Below are 20294 nucleotides of genomic sequence, written 5' to 3'. Positions count from 1 at the left end.
TCACCGCTTGAGGCTACCCTTTCAAGCTGAAAGAGGATGGGTTAGCCTGGCTCCGTCTTTTCCGCACGCGCTCCGGAATGGCAAAGAACGCAATATGCATGACGACAAACAGGCACAGCGCAATGAGCTCCTCTGCGAGAATGTAATAGGGATGCGGCCCTAGGAGATCAAGCAGGGAAGGGGTATTCGGCTTATGCATCAAAAACATGTAGTTGGACCCCAGCGCTGCATTTGCCAGTCCGACCACAAGTGCAGCGGCGTTCAGGAACAGCATGGTGTGGCCGATCGATTTCCAGGTCGGACGGTATCCGCGAATCCAAGTCATATACAGTGCCGTTAAGATAATGGCTATATGGACGATAAAGAAATGAAAGAAGCGGAAATGCGGGAATGGATAATCGAGATTGGGCGTCAGAATGGCCTGAAGCGCCCCGCCGATGCCTGCAAAATAGACGAGCGGATACAGCTTTGCCGAATCCGTTAGCAGCACTGCAGCTGATAGAAATAATGTAAGGCTGCAGAGCTCAAGCGGCAGGGACGTGGCCGGATCCCATATCCCGGTGACGCCGTACCAAACATGAAGGGCTGCTTCAGGCAATACCAATGCAGCCAACAGGCCGATCCGTACCCCTTGCCGAAGCCAAGGACGGCTTCGAATCCTGTACCGGAACAGAAACAGCAGCAGTCCGAGGCCGGCCAGCATCCCGATAGCGACGAAGTGCCAGGGGGAGAAGGCGGCAAAGGATTGTGAGACGTCCGGATCAAAGATCGTTTCGATGACATAACATCCTTTCCGAAAACGTAGTATCTAAATATTATCATCCTTACATTTTGAAAGAAAGGCTGGTGTTGGATGACCATGCTTCGAGCGATAAAGCGGTTTACACTCACGATGTTATGCGCGGTGCTGCTGCTCGGGATGAGCGGGCTTACGGCATCCGGGAAAGCTGATGCGGCCTCCAAATACAAGAAGTTTTTCGATGTCAGCAGAAAGGGAGCGCCGACCCCGGGGCTGAGCGGAAACAAGGAGTGGGTGCCTCAGGGGCTGGCGCTCGTGCCAAGCAAAAACTGGATTATCATATCCCATTACTGGGGCAACAAAAACAAAAATCAAGCCAGCTCCATCTCGATCACAAACAGCAAAACGAATAAACGGATCAAGACGCTTTATTTATATGAGAGCGGAGGCAAGAAGCATACCGGACATGTTGGCGGACTTGCGGTAAGCAAGAAGCATCTGTGGATCGCATCGGGTAAAAATGTCTACCGCATTCCGCTAAGCACGCTCAGCAGCAAGAAGGATTACAGCAATATCGTCATGAGCAAATATTCGCTCGGACATAAAGCCTCCTATGCAACCTATGCTGATGGGGTTCTGTGGGTAGGCGAATATATGGACGGAGAAGATATCGGGAAGAAGCAGTGCGCCCCGGGACCAAAGGGCAAGCTGCGGGGGTATAAGCTGACTGGCAGCGATCTGTTGCCGCCTGGCCGCAAGCCATCTTACACCTGGACGACACCGGACAGGGTGCAGGGAGCGGTGGTGACCAAATCGCGGGTGCTGTACAGCCAGTCATGCGGCCGCAACAACGCAAGCACGCTCCTGATTTATACCCGCGGGACCTCGGGCAAGCCGGCGGCGACACCGCTGGCGATGCCGCCGATGTCCGAGAATATCGCGCTCCGCGGCAACGATCTGTATGTCCTGTTCGAGTCCGGGGCGAGGAAGTATCGGAACGGGGCGCTGCCCTTGAAAAACCTCTACATCGTCAATTTGAAAAAGCTGAAGCTGTAACATGAATCGGCGGTCCTAATAGCACAAAAGCACCCGCTTTCCTATAACAGGAAGGCGGGTGCTTTGCGCGTAGGACAGGAGCGTAAGCTCGTCGTCTTACAGGACCGGCTGTCTCGCTTCGGCGACCAGCCGCTTGAGCGGCTCCTGCTTCCATCTCGGGATTCGAAGATGCTTGGCGGAGGGAGCCTTCTCCCCGAAGTATACGATGCCTTGCTCGACGTCCGTCACCTTGTCGATATTGACGTAACAGTTGCCTCCGACATAGTAGAATTGTTTGCCCGAGACCAGGGAATTGATGTTGTCGGCAGTCATTCTCTTTTTTATATTATAGTTCCTGCCGTGAAAGCTGACCAAACCGTGCGATCCGGTTTTAAAGAACAGAATGTCTGTCTCCACCACGAAGTCCTCATACATGTTGCGGGATTCCGATACGCGCTTCGTCATTCTGCTTCCCCCTTTTCCTTGATCAACTATTGATAACGCTTACATTTTATCATGTTTTATTCTGGGATTAAAGAACTTTTTCGAAATGCCGCTAAAAAACCCTGTACCGTTCGGTACAGGGTTTTATTTGCAGGGGATGGCCTAGCTTGGGCAATCCTCCTGATAAGACTTTTATTGGTGTTATTTAGCCGGCGTTGCTGCTGTGTCATCGGCTGCTGTATCCTTGCCTTCGGCATCTGCAGAGCTTTTATCGAGCGTGTTGGTGATTTTCGCTTTGTCCTTAAGCTCCTGGATATAAGCCGGGGACTCCTGATACACCTTTTGGTTGACCATCTGGCCGCGGATTTCTTCCTTCTTCTCCTCGAAGGTCGGGTTGGTTGCTTCCTTGCGGTCGGTCAGCTTAATGATATGGTAACCGAAGGAGCTCCTAACCGGCAGGCTGATCTCGCCCTTCTTCAGCTTGAATGCCGCTTCCTCAAAGGCAGGGTCCATCTCGCCGCGTCCGAAGAAGTCCAGGTCGCCGCCAGTATCCTTCGTTGCATCCTGGTTCTTCTCCTTGGCGATCGCAGCGAAGTCTGCGCCTTCCTGCAGCTCCTTGTAAATCTTGTCGGCTTCTTCCTTCGTTTCGACCAGAATGTGGGAAGCCCGCACCTGTTCAGGCGTAGCGAAGCTTTCCTTGTTCTGCTCAAAAATTTCCTTCACTTCATCATCGGTAACTTTGACTTTGTCGCCAAGCAGCTTCTTGAGCTTCACTTGCTCACGCATTTGCTTGCTTAGATCCTCTTCCGTCATGCCGGCCTGCATGAGCGCCATGTTGAACTGGTCCTCCGATGGGTAGCTTGCCTTGAGGGCGGCAACCTCGGCCGTTACCTCTTCGTCGGTTACGGTGAGGGACTTCTTGTTCATCTCCTGATCAATCAGCTCATCTCGGATAATGCCGTCAAGCGTTTGTGGTCCTCCGGCTTGCACCAGCGCATCGTACAACCGATCCTTCGTAATGCTGACACCGTTGACATTCGCTACTGCTTCGTTACCGGATCCTTTGGCAAACGGAGGCACGATGAGGACGACAATCAGTGCCGCCGCGAGTACGAGGGAGGCGATCATCCATCCTTTGCTGCCGTTTCCGCCGCCGCCGGAAGGGGCTGCTTCCTCTTGCGAAGGCTGATCATCCGGGATCATCAGTCCAACCTTGTCATCCTCTTTGGACAAATCCAAGCTGCCCGAGTCGCGGAAATCCTCCCCGGAATGGCTCTCTTGCTGAATATTCTCCTCGGCTTGTCCGCTTTTCTCATCGGGCTCTCCCGGAAGATTTGGCTGCAAATCATTATCTTTCATTCAGTAATTGACTCCCTTCGATTCCAAATAATATGTTGGATCATTCTGTAACCACTGTACCAGATATGTCCGGGCTTTACCTTAAGAAAAAATAAAAAATATGAAATCAGGGATGGAATGCCCCCTAAACTATAGGAACAGCTTGCCCGCCAATCCGCAGACTATGCCCAGGATCACGACGGAGCCCGCCACGAACCAGAGCACCTTGCGGGGGAAGGATCGTCTTACCATAAACAAGGACGGCAGACTGATCGCCGGCAGCGTCAAGAGAAGAGCCGCCGCAGGCCCCGCTCCAAGTCCAGCCGCCATGAAGGCTTGGATGATCGGGATCTCCGCTGCCGTCGGGATGACGAAGAGCATGCCCATCACGGCGAAGAACATGATCGCCAATATGCCGCCGCCGGCAGCTTCACCGAGCTGAGGGAACATCCACACCTGCAGCGCTCCGAGCAGCAGCACGGCAATGAAGTACGAGGGAACGACCCGGATGACCATGTCGGCGATGCTCGACATCCAGCGTTTCCACAGCGGACGATGGTCGGTCTCGTCAGGCTGCTCCGCGGCGTCGATCTCTACAGGAGCTGCTTCCTTCGAGATCCGGTTGGCCAGGTAGCTGACACCAAAGGTCAGAAGGATCCCGAACACGAGCCGCAGCAGCGTGAATTTCCAGGACAGCACAAAGGTCATGAATACGAGTGTAGCCGGGTTAATGGTCGGATTGCCGATCCAGAAGGCGAGGGCCGAGCCGACGGATACCTTTTTCTTACGCAAGCCGACCGCGATTGGAGCCGCGCAGCAGGAGCACATCATGCCCGGTATGGATGCCAGGCCTCCGATTGCTGTGCTGCCGAAGCTGGATTTGCCCAGCACGCGCAGAAGCCAGCCTTGCGGGAGCAGAGATTGCACGAGGCTTCCCAGCAAAATGCCGAGCACGGCGGCTTTCCATACGGCTTTAAAGTAGGTGACGGCATAGTCCCAGGCCGCTTGCCAAGACGGTAAGGTGTTATCCGGTTGAAAGTTCAGGATGGATGAGCCGATACTGTGATCTACGATCGCTTTAAGGGCTTTATTGTAATACGGCCACCATTTTACATATGTCAATCCTGCCGCCGCGATCATGATAAACAGGACGATAAACCATAAGGTTTTTCTGCGGTCTGTATGATGAAGCGGCATTCGGCCATCATTGGTGTGAGTCATAGTCGAGATTCCTCCGATATATCTGGGATGATAAACATATTCCAATCCATTATTATACCATAAATCAAGCATAAGCAACTATTTTACCAGGGAATCAGATACGCGAACCAGGATTAGACTTCCTGCGGTTGATTTTTTATAATAGAAAGGAGGGTTTTGCAAATCCTGAGGTAAATGCGTAGCGTAATAAACGAAATTGTTTTTCCCCGGAGTCCTTGAGCTGTGTTTCACCGGCACCTCATATCCGGGGTTGTTGCATGTTGAATCCCTAACGGGGGTAACCGCCGTAATATATATAATGAAGGGAAGTCCTAGAAATGAGTCAATCCGACAAAATAAAGCTAACCTCTTATTCCTCCAAAGGCGGCTGCGGCTGCAAGATCGGCCCGGCCGACTTGGCGCAGGTCATACGCAAGCTGCCCCAAACGGAGCCGAATCCGAATTTGCTCGTCGGGCTGGATACGAGCGATGATGCCGGCGTCTATCGTCTTACGGATGACCTCGCCATGGTGCAGACGGTCGATTTCTTTACGCCTATCGTTGATGATCCTTACGATTTCGGGCAAGTGGCCGCAGCCAATGCAATCAGCGACATTTACGCGATGGGCGGCAAGCCGCTGACGGCGCTGAATATTGTGGCATTTCCGATTTCGACGCTGGACAAGCAGGTACTGGCCGACATCCTCCGCGGTGCGGGCGATAAGCTGAAAGAAGCGGGCGTTACGCTGGTCGGCGGTCATTCGATCGACGACAAGGAGCCGAAATTCGGCTTGGCCGTTACAGGGACTGTTCATCCGGATAAGATCAGAACAAACGCCGGCGCTAAGCCGGGCGATGCCCTGATCTTGACCAAGCCGATCGGCGTCGGCATTATGTCCAGCTCCATGAAGAAGGATTTGTTAAGCGATGATGAGATCCGCCGTGTCACGGCAGTTATGGCTGCTTTAAATAAAACCGCCGCTGAAATCATGGAGCCTTATCAAGTGCATGCGTGCACGGACGTTACCGGCTTCGGTCTCCTCGGTCATACGCTTGAAATGGCGAAGGGAAGCGGAGCGGGAATCCGGATTATCAAATCCGCTGTGCCGGTATTGGAACGGGTAAGGGAGCTTGCCGAACTCGGCGTCATTCCGGGAGGAACGAAGAACAACTTCGACCATGTGAAGGACTCCGTTGATTTTCCGGACGGAATGGACCAATACGATAAGTGGATTCTGAGTGATGCCGTCACATCTGGAGGCCTTTTGATTGCGGTGGAGGGCTCCCAGGCGGACGCGCTTCTTCAAGAGCTGCAGGCTGCGGGATTAGAGGCCGGCCGGATCGGAGAGGTCGTTTCCGAGCATGGCGGACGGATCTCGGTTGAATGGTAAGCAAGCAAGGACCGCTTGCAGGCGAATCGATATAAGGAGCGAACAGACATGTTTCAAGACATCACGGTAGAAGAACTTATGGAACTTCAGCGGAATAAGAAGCTGACATTGATCGATGTCCGTTCCCCTTCGGAATATACGGATGCGACCATTCCCGGCAGCCTGAATATCCCGGTATTCAATGACGAGGAGCGGGCTGAAATCGGAACGCTGTACAAGCAGGTCGGGGTTGATGCGGCGAAGGAGCGCGGGCTGGCGATCATGTCCGCCAAGCTGCCCGCATTCGTGAAGCAGTTTAAAGAAATCGAGGGGGATAAAGCGGTATATTGCTGGCGCGGAGGCATGCGCAGCCGAACCGCAGCGACCGTGCTTTCCCTGATGGATATCCATGTCAGCCGGATTTCGGGCGGAATCAAGGCATACCGTAAGTATGTGCTGGATACGATGGAGCGCCTGAAGCTCCCTGACGAATCCTTCGTGCTGCATGGCCTGACGGGAACCGGTAAGACAGCGGTGCTCAAACAGCTGCAGGAGGAAGGCTACCCGGTGCTCGATCTGGAGGGGCTGGCCGGGCACCGCGGCTCGATCTTCGGCCACATCGGACTTAATGCGAGCAATCAGAAGTCGTTTGACGCCAAGCTGTTCGAGCGGTTGAAACAGCTGGAGCATGCCCCGTATATTGTGTTTGAAGCGGAGAGCAAGCGGATCGGCAAGATTGTCGTTCCCGATTTTCTTATGCAGATGAAGGAGAAAGGGGTCGCGATTGTACTTGAGCTTCCGATGGAGGAGCGCATTCGCCAAATTATGGAGGACTATCGTCCCGAGGAATATCAGCAGCAATATTTGGAAGCGTATCGTCTGATCAAGGGACGGATCCATACGCCGATCGCTGCCGAAATCGGAAAGCATCTGGAGGAAGGGCGTTTCGCCGAAGGGATCCGGATGCTGCTGGAGCATTATTATGATCCGAAGTACAATTACACCGCAAGCCAGTATCAAGACAGTGAGCCGGTTACTGTCTCGGTAAGGAGCGTAAACGAAGCGGCCGATGCCGTGAAGGAGATCCTGACAAAGCGCGGACAGCTAAAAACCGGTGCTTAGAGCTCCGCATGGTCGCCCCCCTCACTTAGACAGATAATGGAACGGTTAGCAGCGGCGAATCGATCATCCAAATCATTGGATGAATAGGAAAAGATCGCCGCGTTGACCAATTTTTACTTGCGATCCTGGTGTTTTGTTCTCATGACAGAACACAACTTCAATCGCCCTAGCCTGGAGCGGATGCTTAAGTAGTCCAACTCAGGGAGGGCGATTGTTTATTTTAAAGGGTGTATTCCGCCGTGATTTGACAAAGACTATGAAAATATCGGGAAGAACAGATCCACAGCTCCTTTTCTTCATGGCAGGAAAATGGTATGATCTTGATTCGCCCATTTGTCTCGGATACGATTCCATTCGATTAAAAGGAGAACGTCATTGTGCAGGAACAGTTAAATCGGCTGAGGGTGCGAAGGCGGTGGATTGGTTTCATTTCGCTAAGTACTTTATTAGCTTTCGTCCTATTGGCTGCTCTAGTGAAGCACAAGAGAATAGATGATTGGGACCATGTGATTAGTCGATATGTTCAAAGCTTCGAACAGTCGTGGATCACGGATATCGCAGTCTGGCTTTCTTTTATTGGCTCGAGAGATCCGATTATTGTTTTGTGCCTGATTGCGATCGCTTTACAGTATGTACTGCTCAAGCATCGAACTGAGATTTTGCTGCTTATCGGAGTCATTGCCGGCTCCTCGATTCTAAATCTTCTATTGAAGCTTGCGTTCCAGCGGATGAGACCGGATATCCACCGATTGATTGAGGTAACCGGCTACAGCTTTCCCAGCGGTCATTCGATGGTTGCCTTCTCGTTCTACGGTGTTTTGGCCTATTTGCTGTGGAGGCATATTGAGTCCGGAAAAGGCCGGATCGTGCTGATCGTTATTGCCATCCTTATGATCGGGAGTATCGGCTTGAGCAGGGTTTATCTTGGCGTTCACTATCCCAGCGATATCGTTGGGGGGTATTTGGCTGCGTGCTTCTGGTTAGCCTTGTCGGTCGGGCAGTATGAGAGGTTCATGGAGCGCTTCCGTCGAAAGGATGCCGGAATGATTCGCGGGTCAGGCTAGTCATCCCCCGGACTCGCGCGCATCGTATTCGGATGCTAAAAAGGTAATTCAAGTCATAGCGGTTCTTGTGAAGGAGTATGTATCATTGTGTTCATTGCTGAGTTTAATAGGTGTAGCGTGAGGTTTAATGATGTAACAGATAAGGAGGGCTGCCTATGGCATTCGGAGCAAGAATGTTCAAAACCGGTCTCGCCGTAACCTTGGCGTTGTATATGGCGATGCTGCTGGATTTCAAATCGCCGGTCGTTGCCGCAATCGCCGCCATATTCGCCATGCAGCCTTCGATTTACCGATCGTGGAGATACTTCCTGGATCAGCTGCAGACAAGCACGCTTGGAGCGATTCTGGCCATGCTTGGCGGCTATTTCCTGTCCAATCAGCCGATCTCGGTCGGCCTGATCTGCATTGTCGTCATTATGATCTGTATGAAGCTGAAGATGGGAGAAACGATTGGACTGACATTGGTTACGGTCATCTCGGTCATGGAGGCATCCGGTCAATGGGATTTTGCTTTGAACCGGTTCATTTTAACGCTTATTGGAATTATATCTGCCTTCCTCATTAACATTCTCGTCTTTCCGCCCAAACCGAAGGAGCAGTACATTACGCGAATTCATACGGTATTCGGGAAAATGTCGCTCCTGCTGCGCACCGCGATTTCCCATGAAATGAAGGATTCGGTGTATCGTGCGGAGAAGAAGGAACTCGAGTCTGCGATTAAATCGTTATCCGACAAATACAACTTGTTTGAAGAGGAGCAGAAGAAGCTGAAGCGGGCGAAATACAGCCAGGCGAGACAGCTTGTGGTATATAAGCAGCTGCTTCAATCGCTTCGCAAGGGCTTCGAAGTGCTGGATGCGGTTGAGAACCATTATTTCCAAGCCGAGCGTACGGAGGAGATCGACCAGCAGTTCGATGCCAATTTGGAGCGCTTGATGAAGTACCATGAGCACATCTTATGGAAATTCGAGGGCAAACTGAAGCCGAACGAGGATGAAGCCGAGACGATGGTTGAGAACAATGAGGAATTTATGGCGCACGTCATGTGCGGCCCTGGAGGAGAGCCCGGCGGGCTTCGTCTTTCCGTTGTTGCCGCGGCAATGTACGATTACGGGTACCAGCTTGATCGTCTGAACCGGGTAGCGGAGCATGTGGAACGCGTGGTAGAGGATGACGGGCAGGAGGAGCCTTTATTTTCGTGGCTGAAAAAATAAGGTGACGAACGGGTTCCGTTGAACCCGCTCCGAACCCTATACGTTACGAAGAGGTCATGGAAGGCAGCAAAAAAGCCGGCTTCGCAGCCGGCTCCTAATGTTCATTATAATATTGATTCCACTTCATCACACTGCTATAATAAGCAATGTTCTGTCATTAATAAGACATAAATGGTCATAATATGACAATTATATTGTATCACAGATTTCTTACGCTGTCAACCAGTAGATTAGGGGGATGAGCAATGGCTATCAGCGAACAGGATTGGCAAGAGGAACAAGGGCGAGTTACAGAAGTTACAGGCAAGATCGGACGGAAGATTTCGGAGTTGGAAGCAGATGTCGGAGGGATACGCGAAGAAGTCATCGAAATGCGGAAGGATTTCTGGGACGAGGTAACCGTGAACTTCAGTAACCCCGATGATTTGGGCGAGACGTCAACGAACCTGAGACAGCAATCCCAGGTGTTGTCGGAACGGGAACGCGCCCATCTGCAATCAAGCAAGCTGCTCAAGAAATACCGGAAGCTTGTCGATTCCCCTTATTTCGGACGGATTGATTTTCAGGAAGACGGATGGCCGGAGACGGAGTCGATCTATTTGGGAACAGGCTCCTTCATGGACGAGGATATGGAGACCTTCCTGGTGTATGACTGGCGGGCACCGATTTCCAGTCTTTATTATGACGGAGCGCCGGGACCGGCCCAGTACGAGACGCCTTCGGGCATGGTGACCGGAGAGATGCTGCTTAAACGTCAGTTTGTCATCCATGACGCCAAGATCCAGGTGCTGTTCGATACAGGCATGACGATCGGCGACGAGCTTCTCCAGCAGGTGCTCAGCCATAGCGCGGATGATCGGATGAAATCCATTGTCGCTACGATTCAAAAAGAGCAAAATGCGGTCATCCGCAACGATAAAACGCGCATGCTCATTGTCCAAGGGGCTGCAGGCAGCGGAAAGACCTCGGCTGCACTGCAGCGGGTCGCATACCTATTGTATAAATATCGGGAGACGCTGCGGGCGGATCAGATGATCCTGTTCTCGCCCAACCCGCTCTTCAACAGCTATGTGTCCACCGTTCTGCCTGAGCTGGGCGAGGACAATATGCAGCAGACGACGTTTCAGTCTTATCTTGAGTTTCGGCTGGGCAAGGAGTTTGATTTGGAGGATGTGTTTACCCAGACGGAAACCCTTCTAAATGAAGAAGACTCGCCGGAGTATAAAGCCAGGCTTGAAGGCATCGCCTTTAAGTCCTCGGGTGCATATCTGGATACGATTCGGCGTTATAAGGAATTGCTCGAGAAGGAAGGAATGCTCTTCAAGCCGGCGGTGTTCCAAGGCAAAGTAATCGTGAGTTCCGATGAGATGGCGGCGCAGTTTTACAGCTACGACTCTGCCGTTAAGCTGGCCGGCCGCATTGATCTCATGAAGGAATGGCTGTTGAAGCGGCTGTCCGAGTTCGCCCAGCAAGAGAAAAGCGCACCTCGGGTGGAGGAGAAAATCGATCTGCTCGATTCGGAGGATTATCAACGCGCTTACCAGACGATGCGGAGAAAGCAGAATAGTAAGGAAACGACCTTTGACGATTTCGAGAAAGAGCGGGATATTCTGGCCAAAATGGTCGTCAGCGACAGCCTGAAGCCGATCCGGCGCTGGATCAAGCGGTATCGATACGTCGATGTATCGGGTATGTACCGAAAGCTGTTCCAGGACGAAGCATTATTCCGCCGGGCTGCCGGAAACACGGGTTCTTTGCCGAAGTATTGGGAGCAGATCTGCAATCTCACCGTTCAGGCATTGCATGAGAAACGGCTGATGTATGAAGATGCTACGCCGTTTCTCTATCTGAAGGAGCTGCTTCAGGGCTTCCGGACCAACACGTCGATCCGGCATGTCATTGTCGACGAGGTTCAGGATTATTCCGCCTTTCAGCTGGAATTCCTGAAACGGCTGTTCCCGCGGGCGAAGATGACGGTGCTGGGGGACTTGAACCAGGCGATCTATGCGCATGGCGAGGAGCTAGGAAGTTTGGAAAATCTGGTCAGCCTGTACGGTGAAGAAGAGACCGAGGTCATTAACCTCACTCAGAGTTATCGTTCAACGCATGAAATCGTGGAATTTACGCGGCAGATGATCCCCGGCGGAGACCGGATCGTTCCATTCAATCGAAGCGGCGAGGCACCGCAGGTCATCCCGGTCAAGGATGAAGCAGCGCTTGAGCAGGCGGTGATTCAAGACATCGCCGAGCTTCATGCCCAAGGATATGAATATGTCGCTGTGATCTGCCGAACGGATGAGGAGAGCCGGCGCGTGCACCGGCAGCTGTCGGAGAGCGTCCAGGTTCGGCTTATCACCAAGAACACGCCTGCCTTTGAGAAGGGAACGCTTGTGGTTCCGGCGTATCTGGCCAAAGGCGTAGAATTTGACGCGGTGATCATCTACAACGGTTCTGAGGAAGTATACCGCCGGGAAAGTGACCGGAAGCTGTTCTACACCGCATGCACGCGAGCCATGCACCGGCTTCACATTTACCATGTCGGCGAGAAAAGCCGTTTTATTCCGGATTCAACAAATTAGAAGAGGCGGTATCCTCTGCTAGGAATGCAATGAGGTTGATGTGCCAGTTTAGGCCGTCAGCCTCTTTTTTTGATAAAACATTTGGCCAGTGGACAATTAAGTAGGTGTTTTCCGTAAAGTTTTGCGTTTCATCCGTCTGATGATCTATTCATTTCATGAGCTTTTTTGCCGAAAAATACCTTGGGAATATAAATTCATACAAAAGGTCGGGTGCTCACGGATGAAAATAAAAACGAAACTCATACTTTCATCTACGATTCTTGCCGCGGTCACGGCGGTAATCATAGTCATTGCATTTATTTCCACAAATTCGACAGAGAGAAAGTTCAGTCAAATCATCGATGTGGATCAGAAGATCATCTATAACCTGACCCAGCTGGAATATTTATTAACCGGCATATCGAATGATGAACGGGGTTATTTGTTAACCGGCGACGATGAGTATGTCAACTCGTTGAAATCGAAGCAGCAGTCCATCGCAGCGTTGATGGAGGAGACGAAGGGATTGATGACCTCCGCCGAGGACAAGAAGGTGATTGAGGGCATCGAAGCGGGATTCGCCGATTATACCGGTGCGGTCACCGAGGTATTGAATAAGCTCGGCTATGATTCCGGATTCTATAAAGCGGTGCCTTTCCGAATCTATGAGGAGGCCTTCAATCGTGAGCGGGAGCTACGCAAATCGTTTGAAACGCTCGTTACCGATTTTACAGCCAGCAAAAATGCAGCGCTGGCCAAGCAGGCGAACCGAATTGCCGAAGCCAGCCGATTCCAGAATAACGTCATTCTATTGATAGGACTTGCCGCAATCGCGTATTTTGCCGTACAGGGATATCTGCTGACCCGTTCGATTCAGCCTTTGAACCGGATGAAGGATCAACTGTTGAAAATTGCGGAGGGAGGCGGCGATCTCGTAACACGGCTGCATATTACGACGAAGGATGAAATCCGGGATGTCGCCGACGCATATAATAAGCTGGTACAGGGCTTTAGAGACATGGTGGTGAAAATTCAAGATACGGCAGGCCAAGTCGGCGCATCCGCGTCTCTTCTGCATACGACGACCGAGGAGATTCGCCAAGCCACGCATCAAACCTCAAGCATTATGGAGCAAGTGGCTGCAGGGGTAGAGAGTCAGCTTCAGGATACGGAGGAAACGACAACAACCGTAACCGATATGGCTGAAGGAATGAAGCATATCGCAATGACGGCGCAAGAGGTGTCCGGACTTGCATCGACAGCCAACAGGCTGGCCGCCGATGGAGAGCAGGCGATCGTACAGACGTTGAATCAAATGAAGGGCATCCGTACAAGCGTGGACCAGTCGGCGCAATCCGTACGCCACCTTGGCGAGCGAGCCTCCAGCATCGGAGTCATGGGTCAGGTGATCATCGAAATTGCCGAGCAGACCTCGCTGCTTGCGATGAACGCTTCCATCGAAGCCGCCAGGGCGGGCGAACACGGCAGAGGCTTCGCGGTCGTTGCGGCCGAGGTCCGAAAGCTGGCCGACCAGGCTTCGAATTCTTCGATCGAAATCCGCCAATTTGTTCAACAGCTCCAGCAGGACATCTATGAGCTTGCGAATGTGATGGAACGAAGCACCCGCGAGGTCTCCGAGGGCATGGATGTCGCGCAAGGGGCGGAACGGGCGTTCAAAGACATCGAGCGGGCCATCGAGGAATTGAACGGTCAGATGTATGGCGTGACCGTGGCAACGGAAGAGATGAATGCCGGAGCCGAAGAGCTGGTGCACACCATCCGCAGAATACAGGACGTAACGGAAACAACGGCAGCGGGAACTCAAAGCGTAAGCGCGGCGACCGAAGAGCAGCTGGCTTCGATGGAGGAGATTGCGGGCTCCGTAGAGGATCTGAGCAGCATGTCGAAGCAGCTGACGGAGCTGATGTCCGGGTTTAAAGTGTAGGCAGTACCATAATTTATTCGGGTAAAATCGACCACCTTGATCGGATGCATATTCTAGGCGAAAGAACCTACAATATGGATACTGATAACATAAAGGTGGTCTTCTCATGGAAAGTAAAAAATGGGACCTGGTTGCGCTTGCTTCCATACCGCTCATTATGACGCTCGGCAACTCCATGCTGATTCCCATTTTGCCGCAAATATCTAAAGTCCTGGGAATAAGCTCCTTTCAAGTTAGCATGCTGATTACGGTTTATGCCGTGGTAGCCATTTTGCTGATTCCGATCGCAGGCTATTTATCGGACCGGTTCGGGCGCAAGAAGATCATCATACCGAGTTTAATCATTGCGGCGGCGGGCGGAGCGGTCTCTGCCGTGGCAGCATGGCTGCTCGCGGGAACGACATCTTATTATGTTATTCTGGCTGGCCGGTTTCTTCAGGGAATCGGTGCGGCGGGCGCATTTCCGATCGTGATTCCGCTGGTCAGCGATATGTTCAATGACGAAGAGAAGGTCAGTAAAAGCTTGGGTATTATCGAAACATCCAATACGTTCGGCAAGGTTATAAGTCCAATCCTAGGGGCGCTGCTAGGTAGCTTTCTTTGGTTTCTGCCGTTTATCGCCATTCCGGTCCTGTGTTTGATCTCGTTGGTGCTCGTCATCTTTCTGGTGAAGGCGCCCAAGGGAGATAATCATGATGAGCGATCCCTCGGCGAGTTTCTAAAGACAACCCGTGAGGTGCTTCGCGAGAAGGGACGGTGGATGTATGCCATATTTGCGATCGGAGGCATTGCCATGTTTGGCGTGTTTGGCATGCTGTTCTATTTATCCGAGACGCTGGAAAGCACATACCGCCTGCAGGGAGTCGTTAAAGGCTTGGTGCTTGCCATCCCTCTTGCCCTGTTGTGTTTGGCTTCCTACTTGGCAGGGAAATTCACCGGAAAAAACAAACGAGGGATGAAGTGGACGGGGTTTGCCGGAATGTGTCTCTTAACGGCTTCGCTGCTCGTGATCGGATTCAGCGATCAGATCTATTTCGTGATCGGCATGATGACCATCGGCGGAATCGGGATCGGAATGGTTCTCCCATGTATGGATACCCTGCTGACCGAGGGGGTTGACAAGGAGCAGCGGGGAACGATCACGTCGCTATACAGCAGCATGCGGTTTATCGGCGTATCGCTGGGACCGCCCGTCGTCTCCTTGCTGCTGGGAACGCATCACGGGGTCATGTTCGGCACGCTTGCAGCCATCGCTGCGGTAGGCGGATTGCTTACGCTGTTTGCCGTGAAACCCGAAGCCAAGAAGGATGATCCGGGGGGCGGATCCTATCGGGTGGAATTCAAGAAGCCGAAGGGAATTAAGAAAAAAGGTCTTGTCCACAAGTGAGTGGACAAGACCTTTTTTTCTTTTATGCACATGAAAGAGCTGCAGGGCGAGTTATCCGGCAGCGCTCTGATTCGACTCGTTTAAGGCAGGAGGAGCTGCCGCAGTCCCCCGCACCAGCTTCATGATGCCATATATCACGATAAGCAGCACCAACGAGATGGCAGAGAACCGGTACATCATGCCGTAGGATGTTGCCTTGGCAATCGACCCCAGCACAATCGAGCCGACCGCTACGCCGAAGTCGAGCGAGTTGAAGAACATGCCGTTAGCCATGCCGCGCTGCTTCGGATGAACCTCCTGGATCATCCAGGTCTGAATCGATGGCTGCATTGCTCCGTAGCCCAGGCCGTAGCATAGTGCCGACAGCAGCAGCGAACCCGTTGAAGTGGCAAAGGTCAGCAGCAGCAGGCCTGCAATCATAAGAATGGCAGCCGGAACCATCAGCGCTTTATGCCCGTAGCGATCATAAATTTTGCCGGAGAACGGGCGAACGAGAATGATGGCCAGCGCATTGAACAGAAAGAAGTATTGGGGATTGCTGAGATGGGCCTCATGGCCATATAACGCCATAAAGCTGAGCATTCCGCCGTACGTAATCGACATTAAAAAGTTCAGTACGCTCGGGAGGATCAGTTTGCGGTTAAATCCGGTCGGCATATCATCCGCCTGCGCCTTAGACACCGGCGAGGCCTCCGCCTTCGGTTTCTTGGATAACAGGATGAAGGCCAGCGGGAAGATCAGAATATTAATCAGCACGGTAAGCATCACGAGCGGCGTAAAGCCTCCGTCCTGAAGCATCGTAAGTCCGATCATCGGACCGATGGACATGGCCAGCGTCGTCGATAGACCGAAATACCCCATGCCTTCGCCCATCCGTTTGGGCGGGATCACGTTGGATGCCATCGTCGGGAACGAGGTGCTCGTCATGCCGAAGCCGATCCCGAACAGGATGCGCATCATGAGCAAAAAGACGATACCGGTGGCCCAATAATAACCAAGGGTTGCCGCCAAGGAGATGACAAGGCCGACATACAGCAGAAGCCGGAGCTTGCCTTTCTCCAAAGCTTTGCTTGAGACGAATCTTGATAGAATCGCACTGAATGCAAATAGACTTGTAATGAGGCTGACCTGAAGCGGGCTGGCCGTAAAGGCATCCTGCGCATATGCGGGCAGCGTGGTCAGCATCATCTGCAGGGTCAGGAACAGGAACAGGTTGCTGACCATCAGGGTAATGAATTCTTTGGTCCATAATGGTTGTTTCGGGTTGTTATTCGGGTTCATGTAGGCTATCTCTCCTGTTGTTCTGTAGATGTTGAAGATTATCATTGATGCGTGAGAGCGTATCCCAGAATAGCTCCAGCTGCCGGCTGTCGATTCCTTCGATGATCTGCCGGCCGCACTCGCGTTCGATCTCCGCCGTAGCGTCAATCAATTGCTTGCCGGTTTCGGTCAGATACAGCTGGAAAGCTCTGCGGTCATGCGGTGAGACTGTCTTTCGCGTATAGCCCTTCTTCTCGAGCAAATCCAAAATCCGGGTCGTCGTAGGCTGATCCTTATCGGCCTTCGCCGCGACCTCTTTCTGATTCAGCCCTTCATGCTCCCAAATGCGATACAGGACGAGCCACTGCTCGGGCGTTATGTCATACGGCTTCAAAGCATGACCGAACCATTGGGAGGCCCGCCGATAGGTGTAGCCGAGGTAAAAGCCGATGGAGGGAGTGGAGGCAGGTTTTTTCAAGAAACAAGTCACACCTTTCATTTCACGCTTTCAAAAATAGTTGTCTTAACAATTATATGTATGACATTCGTTTGACGTCAATCCCAAATAAAATAAATCGCTTTCATGACAGGGATTTCCCATTTCTTGTGGAATATGAGAAGAGGGATAACATAGTTCTAACAATTGCGAGCTATAGTTAAAATGACAAACTTTTATACCATTCAGGAGGCGAAGGAAAACATGCCGCAATTAATCAATTTTGCCCATCGCGGGGCTTCGGCAGTCTGCCCGGAAAATACGATGGCGGCTTTTGAAAAAAGCCTGGAGCTTGGTGCCACCGGCATTGAGACCGATGTACAGATGACGAAGGATGGAAGACTCGTCCTCATCCATGACGAGACGCTGAAGCGTACCGCCGGAGCGGAAGGATTCGTTAAGGATTACACCTACGAGGAGCTGTCGAAGCTGGACGCAGGCGGATGGTTCGGTGAGGCATTCCAAGGGGAGCGCATTCCGCTGCTGGAGGAGCTGCTCGAGCTTACCCAAAGCCGCGGCACGATCGTCAATATCGAGCTGAAGAACAGCTCGGTACCGTATCCGGGTCTCGAGGAAAAGGTGATCGAGGCGGTCAACCAATTTAAGATGGGCGATCGTATCGTCATATCCAGCTTCAATCACTATTCGCTCCTTCATTGCAAGCGCGTGGATTCGGAGATCCGGACGGGCATTTTATATATGGAAGGCTTGTACGAGCCTTGGGAATACGCCAAGCGCATTCAAGCCGATGCGCTTCATGCCTACAAGAAGGCTGTTCTTCCTGAATGGGTGGCGGAAGCACAACGGAACGGCGTCGTATACCATCCGTTTACCGTTAACGACGAGAACGAGATGAAATCATTGATTGAAGCCGGAGTAGCCGGCATTATTACCGATTATCCGGACGTGCTCTCCGGATTGCTGCAGACTAAGGGAGTGTGAGCTTTTGAGAAAAACATGGCTGCTGGGCTTCGGTTTTTTCAGCATTAGCATCACCTGGGCACTGTATAACGCTTTTGTGCCTTATTTTCTGGAGCGGTACATCTCCAGTGTCGCGTTGATCGGTTTTTTCATGACAATCGACAATTACTTTGCCTTATTTTTGCAGCCATGGATCGGAAGTCGGAGTGACCGGACGCATACAAGGTTCGGAAGAAGGATGCCTTATCTGCTGATCGGGATGCCGCTTGGCGCATTGTTTACGGCAATCATCCCCTTTCATAACGGACTGGCGACGCTGCTCCTGTTCATGGTGCTGATGAACCTCGCCATGAGCTTGTACCGCTCGCCAACCGTATCCTTGATGCCCGATATTACGGAAGAGCGACGCCGTACGCGCGCCAACGGGATCATTAACTTCATGGGAGGCGTCGGTTCGATACTGGCATTCGGTGCCGGATCCATTCTCTATAATGCCCATCCGTCGCTGCCATTCATCGCCGCCGCAGTCGTCACCTTGGCGTCCCTTCTTATCTTGACGGTGTTTATTAAAGAACGGAGAGATGCTCCAGGTTATCAAGCCCAGACGGAAGCCAAGTCCGCGGTATCCTTCAAGAAACAGCTGAATCGTACGACGGCGCTTCTGCTTGCTGCCATCTTCTTCTGGTTTGTTGCCTATCAAGGCGTAGAGACGCTGTTTACCCTGTACGGTAAAAATGAAATGGGACTGACGGAGTCACAGGCGTCCTTTTCCTTGACCTTCTTCTCGCTGGCGTTTGTGCTGTTCGCGATTCCCAGCGGATGGCTCGGCAGCAGGTTCGGGAAGAAGCGTGTTATCAGCATAGGCGTCCTGGGATTGCTTATTGTATTCTCCCTCGTGCCGCTGATCGAGTCGCTGCTTGTGCTGCGGATCCTGCTGACCGTGGGAGGATTGTTCTGGGCGTGCATCAACATCAATTCCTACCCGTTCGTTGTTTCTACCGGCTCGGAGGATAGCATCGGCACGAGAACGGGGATGTACTATCTTGTATCTTCACTTGCCGCCATATCCTCGCCGCCTCTCCTCGGCAAGCTGATCGACGGCATGGGCTATTCGATATTGTTCTATTGTGCGGCGGGCAGCATGCTGCTGGCGCTCATCTGCGTCCTGATGATCCGCCATCCCGAGTCATCGAGCCATAACAAGCCGCAAGCGGCTTCGGCCGGGGCGCCGTAAGCGTACGAAGTCCTGAATCTTCTCCCATGAATAAGGGATATTGCAGCCATCCGGCACATCAGCCGGGTGGTTTTTTTAAATGCTGAAAGCCCGTTCGCCGGATCATTAGGCTGACCTTCTTGGCATACACCTCAGCAGAGGATCTCGCTGCAGCAGCCCCGCAGTTCCGGGCAGCATGATCAGGTTTTACTCGGCAAGCCTCAACGCTACTTGCAACCGTCCCCAAAGCAACCGATAATAGATATGCTGGGTTCCGAAAATACATAGCGTACTCGAAAGCTGTACAAAGGAGGAGGGCCGTGATGCAATGGATCGCTATGCTGACGATGCTGATTGATCATGTGGGGCTCGTATTTTATCCGAATCAGGAATTTTGGCGGATCATCGGACGCATCGCCTTTCCCATCTACGCTTACGCCCTGGTTCAAGGGCATCGTTATACCTCCTCGAGACCGCGTTACATGCTGCGACTTGCCGTTATTGCGGTTATATCCCAAATCCCCTATCAGCTGGCGCTTGATACCCGAGGCTTGAACGTGGTCGTTACGCTGTTTGTTGGGGCACTGGTGCTCTATCTGCTGGAACGCTCGAAATCGTGGATACTGTCGTCGATGCTCATCATAGCCGCATGCACGCTCTTGAATGATCTTCCATTTGATTACGGTGCTTATGGACTCATGCTGATTCTCATCTTTCGATATGCGAAGCCGAGCTGGCTCGCCCCGCTTCATATGCTGCTGAATCTGCTGTTCCTGTTCGTCAACAACTGGGAGCTTCAAATGTGGAGCGTTATTCCTACAGTGCTTATTACTTATGGTCCGCAGATTTGGAGAAAGCTTGAAACCGTCCGGGTAAGCCGCTGGGTGTGGCGTTCCTTTTATCCGCTGCATCTGCTCGTCATCGCAGTAATGCGGATTTTCATGTAGATCGACGCACGGTCGCCCCAGAGGAGTGGATCGATACGAAC

Annotated in this window: 18 protein-coding genes; 12 read left to right on the top strand and 6 right to left on the bottom strand. The window is 52.2% G+C overall.

Translation table 11 applies throughout. The features are described 5' to 3' along the window. Positions 1-13: 13 nt before the first annotated feature. Positions 14-769 (bottom strand): YwaF family protein, encoded by a 756-nt coding sequence (locus J2Z18_RS11330; protein ID WP_306436997.1) that lies wholly within the window; start codon positions 767-769, stop codon positions 14-16. A gap of 90 nt (positions 770-859) precedes the next feature. Between J2Z18_RS11330 and J2Z18_RS11325 the strand changes: the two genes are divergently transcribed. Further along, on the top strand, positions 860-1795 hold the full coding sequence (locus tag J2Z18_RS11325) for a hypothetical protein (protein ID WP_245255955.1): 936 nt from the start codon (positions 860-862) through the stop codon (positions 1793-1795). Positions 1796-1891: 96 nt separating this feature from the next. Here the strand turns inward: J2Z18_RS11325 and J2Z18_RS11320 are convergent, their stop codons facing one another. The 3 genes from J2Z18_RS11320 to J2Z18_RS11310 all read right to left on the bottom strand — a co-directional run bounded on the left by J2Z18_RS11320 (position 1892) and on the right by J2Z18_RS11310 (position 4777). Beyond that, positions 1892-2239 (bottom strand): hypothetical protein, encoded by a 348-nt coding sequence (locus J2Z18_RS11320; protein ID WP_007132153.1) that lies wholly within the window; start codon positions 2237-2239, stop codon positions 1892-1894. A 180-nt stretch (positions 2240-2419) separates the two neighbouring features. Next, positions 2420-3577 (bottom strand): peptidylprolyl isomerase, encoded by a 1158-nt coding sequence (locus J2Z18_RS11315; protein WP_210094713.1) that lies wholly within the window; start codon positions 3575-3577, stop codon positions 2420-2422. Between the two features lie 129 nt (positions 3578-3706). Further along, on the bottom strand, positions 3707-4777 hold the full coding sequence (locus tag J2Z18_RS11310) for a permease (RefSeq protein WP_007132151.1): 1071 nt from the start codon (positions 4775-4777) through the stop codon (positions 3707-3709). Between the two features lie 317 nt (positions 4778-5094). On the opposite strand from J2Z18_RS11310, the gene selD reads away from it, so the two are divergent. The 8 genes from selD to bcbE all read left to right on the top strand — a co-directional run bounded on the left by selD (position 5095) and on the right by bcbE (position 15416). Further along, positions 5095-6147, top strand: a complete 1053-nt coding sequence (gene selD / locus J2Z18_RS11305) for a selenide, water dikinase SelD (protein WP_210094712.1) — start codon at positions 5095-5097, stop codon at positions 6145-6147. A 48-nt stretch (positions 6148-6195) separates the two neighbouring features. Beyond that, positions 6196-7248: a tRNA 2-selenouridine(34) synthase MnmH gene (gene mnmH / locus J2Z18_RS11300; protein WP_210094711.1), complete on the top strand. Its 1053-nt coding sequence runs from the start codon at positions 6196-6198 to the stop codon at positions 7246-7248. 211 nt (positions 7249-7459) lie between these two features. Next, positions 7460-7744, top strand: coding sequence for a hypothetical protein (locus J2Z18_RS11295; protein WP_186375702.1), 285 nt, complete (start codon positions 7460-7462; stop codon positions 7742-7744). Positions 7745-7754: 10 nt separating this feature from the next. Beyond that, positions 7755-8312 (top strand): phosphatase PAP2 family protein, encoded by a 558-nt coding sequence (locus J2Z18_RS11290; protein WP_251537487.1) that lies wholly within the window; start codon positions 7755-7757, stop codon positions 8310-8312. A 155-nt stretch (positions 8313-8467) separates the two neighbouring features. Further along, positions 8468-9526, top strand: a complete 1059-nt coding sequence (locus J2Z18_RS11285) for an FUSC family protein (RefSeq protein ID WP_007132147.1) — start codon at positions 8468-8470, stop codon at positions 9524-9526. A gap of 245 nt (positions 9527-9771) precedes the next feature. Then, positions 9772-12105: an RNA polymerase recycling motor HelD gene (gene helD / locus J2Z18_RS11280; protein WP_210094709.1), complete on the top strand. Its 2334-nt coding sequence runs from the start codon at positions 9772-9774 to the stop codon at positions 12103-12105. A gap of 220 nt (positions 12106-12325) precedes the next feature. After that, positions 12326-14029 (top strand): methyl-accepting chemotaxis protein, encoded by a 1704-nt coding sequence (locus J2Z18_RS11275; RefSeq protein ID WP_007132145.1) that lies wholly within the window; start codon positions 12326-12328, stop codon positions 14027-14029. A 106-nt stretch (positions 14030-14135) separates the two neighbouring features. Next, a complete protein-coding gene (gene bcbE, locus J2Z18_RS11270) occupies positions 14136-15416 on the top strand; it encodes a bacillibactin exporter BcbE (RefSeq protein ID WP_210094708.1) in 1281 nt (426 codons plus the stop codon). A 51-nt stretch (positions 15417-15467) separates the two neighbouring features. Here bcbE and J2Z18_RS11265 read toward each other — a convergent pair whose 3' ends face one another. Further along, on the bottom strand, positions 15468-16697 hold the full coding sequence (locus tag J2Z18_RS11265) for an MFS transporter (RefSeq protein ID WP_210094707.1): 1230 nt from the start codon (positions 16695-16697) through the stop codon (positions 15468-15470). Then, entirely contained in the window at positions 16684-17175 is a 492-nt protein-coding gene (locus tag J2Z18_RS11260) for a MarR family winged helix-turn-helix transcriptional regulator (RefSeq protein WP_210094706.1), read from the bottom strand. Before J2Z18_RS11260 ends, J2Z18_RS11265 begins: the two co-directional genes overlap by 14 nt. A 201-nt stretch (positions 17176-17376) precedes the next feature. Between J2Z18_RS11260 and J2Z18_RS11255 the strand changes: the two genes are divergently transcribed. The 3 genes from J2Z18_RS11255 (at position 17377) to J2Z18_RS11245 (ending at position 20253) form a co-directional block, all read left to right on the top strand. After that, complete coding sequence (locus J2Z18_RS11255; protein WP_028405334.1) at positions 17377-18114, top strand: glycerophosphodiester phosphodiesterase; 738 nt, start codon at positions 17377-17379, stop codon at positions 18112-18114. Positions 18115-18118: 4 nt separating this feature from the next. After that, on the top strand, positions 18119-19327 hold the full coding sequence (locus J2Z18_RS11250; protein ID WP_007132140.1) for an SLC45 family MFS transporter: 1209 nt from the start codon (positions 18119-18121) through the stop codon (positions 19325-19327). Positions 19328-19629: 302 nt separating this feature from the next. Further along, positions 19630-20253, top strand: a complete 624-nt coding sequence (locus J2Z18_RS11245; RefSeq protein WP_007132139.1) for a TraX family protein — start codon at positions 19630-19632, stop codon at positions 20251-20253. Positions 20254-20294: the final 41 nt, after the last annotated feature.

Origin of the sequence: Paenibacillus lactis (genome assembly GCF_017873605.1) — a bacterium.
GTDB classification, from domain to species: domain Bacteria; phylum Bacillota; class Bacilli; order Paenibacillales; family Paenibacillaceae; genus Paenibacillus_AQ; species Paenibacillus_AQ lactis.
This window is presented reverse-complemented; position numbering and strand designations above follow the sequence as displayed.

What these genes read in the sequence shown, in the direction of transcription:
- J2Z18_RS11325 (WP_245255955.1), top strand. Translation starts at nt 860, where the DNA reads ATGCTTCGAGCGATAAAGCGGTTTACACTCACGATGTTATGCGCGGTG.
- J2Z18_RS11320 (WP_007132153.1), bottom strand. Translation starts at nt 2,239, where the DNA reads ATGACGAAGCGCGTATCGGAATCCCGCAACATGTATGAGGACTTCGTG.
- J2Z18_RS11315 (WP_210094713.1), bottom strand. Translation starts at nt 3,577, where the DNA reads ATGAAAGATAATGATTTGCAGCCAAATCTTCCGGGAGAGCCCGATGAG.
- J2Z18_RS11310 (WP_007132151.1), bottom strand. Translation starts at nt 4,777, where the DNA reads ATGACTCACACCAATGATGGCCGAATGCCGCTTCATCATACAGACCGC.
- selD (WP_210094712.1), top strand. Translation starts at nt 5,095, where the DNA reads ATGAGTCAATCCGACAAAATAAAGCTAACCTCTTATTCCTCCAAAGGC.
- mnmH (WP_210094711.1), top strand. Translation starts at nt 6,196, where the DNA reads ATGTTTCAAGACATCACGGTAGAAGAACTTATGGAACTTCAGCGGAAT.
- J2Z18_RS11285 (WP_007132147.1), top strand. Translation starts at nt 8,468, where the DNA reads ATGGCATTCGGAGCAAGAATGTTCAAAACCGGTCTCGCCGTAACCTTG.
- helD (WP_210094709.1), top strand. Translation starts at nt 9,772, where the DNA reads ATGGCTATCAGCGAACAGGATTGGCAAGAGGAACAAGGGCGAGTTACA.
- J2Z18_RS11275 (WP_007132145.1), top strand. Translation starts at nt 12,326, where the DNA reads ATGAAAATAAAAACGAAACTCATACTTTCATCTACGATTCTTGCCGCG.
- bcbE (WP_210094708.1), top strand. Translation starts at nt 14,136, where the DNA reads ATGGAAAGTAAAAAATGGGACCTGGTTGCGCTTGCTTCCATACCGCTC.
- J2Z18_RS11265 (WP_210094707.1), bottom strand. Translation starts at nt 16,697, where the DNA reads ATGAACCCGAATAACAACCCGAAACAACCATTATGGACCAAAGAATTC.
- J2Z18_RS11260 (WP_210094706.1), bottom strand. Translation starts at nt 17,175, where the DNA reads ATGAAAGGTGTGACTTGTTTCTTGAAAAAACCTGCCTCCACTCCCTCC.
- J2Z18_RS11255 (WP_028405334.1), top strand. Translation starts at nt 17,377, where the DNA reads ATGCCGCAATTAATCAATTTTGCCCATCGCGGGGCTTCGGCAGTCTGC.
- J2Z18_RS11245 (WP_007132139.1), top strand. Translation starts at nt 19,630, where the DNA reads ATGCAATGGATCGCTATGCTGACGATGCTGATTGATCATGTGGGGCTC.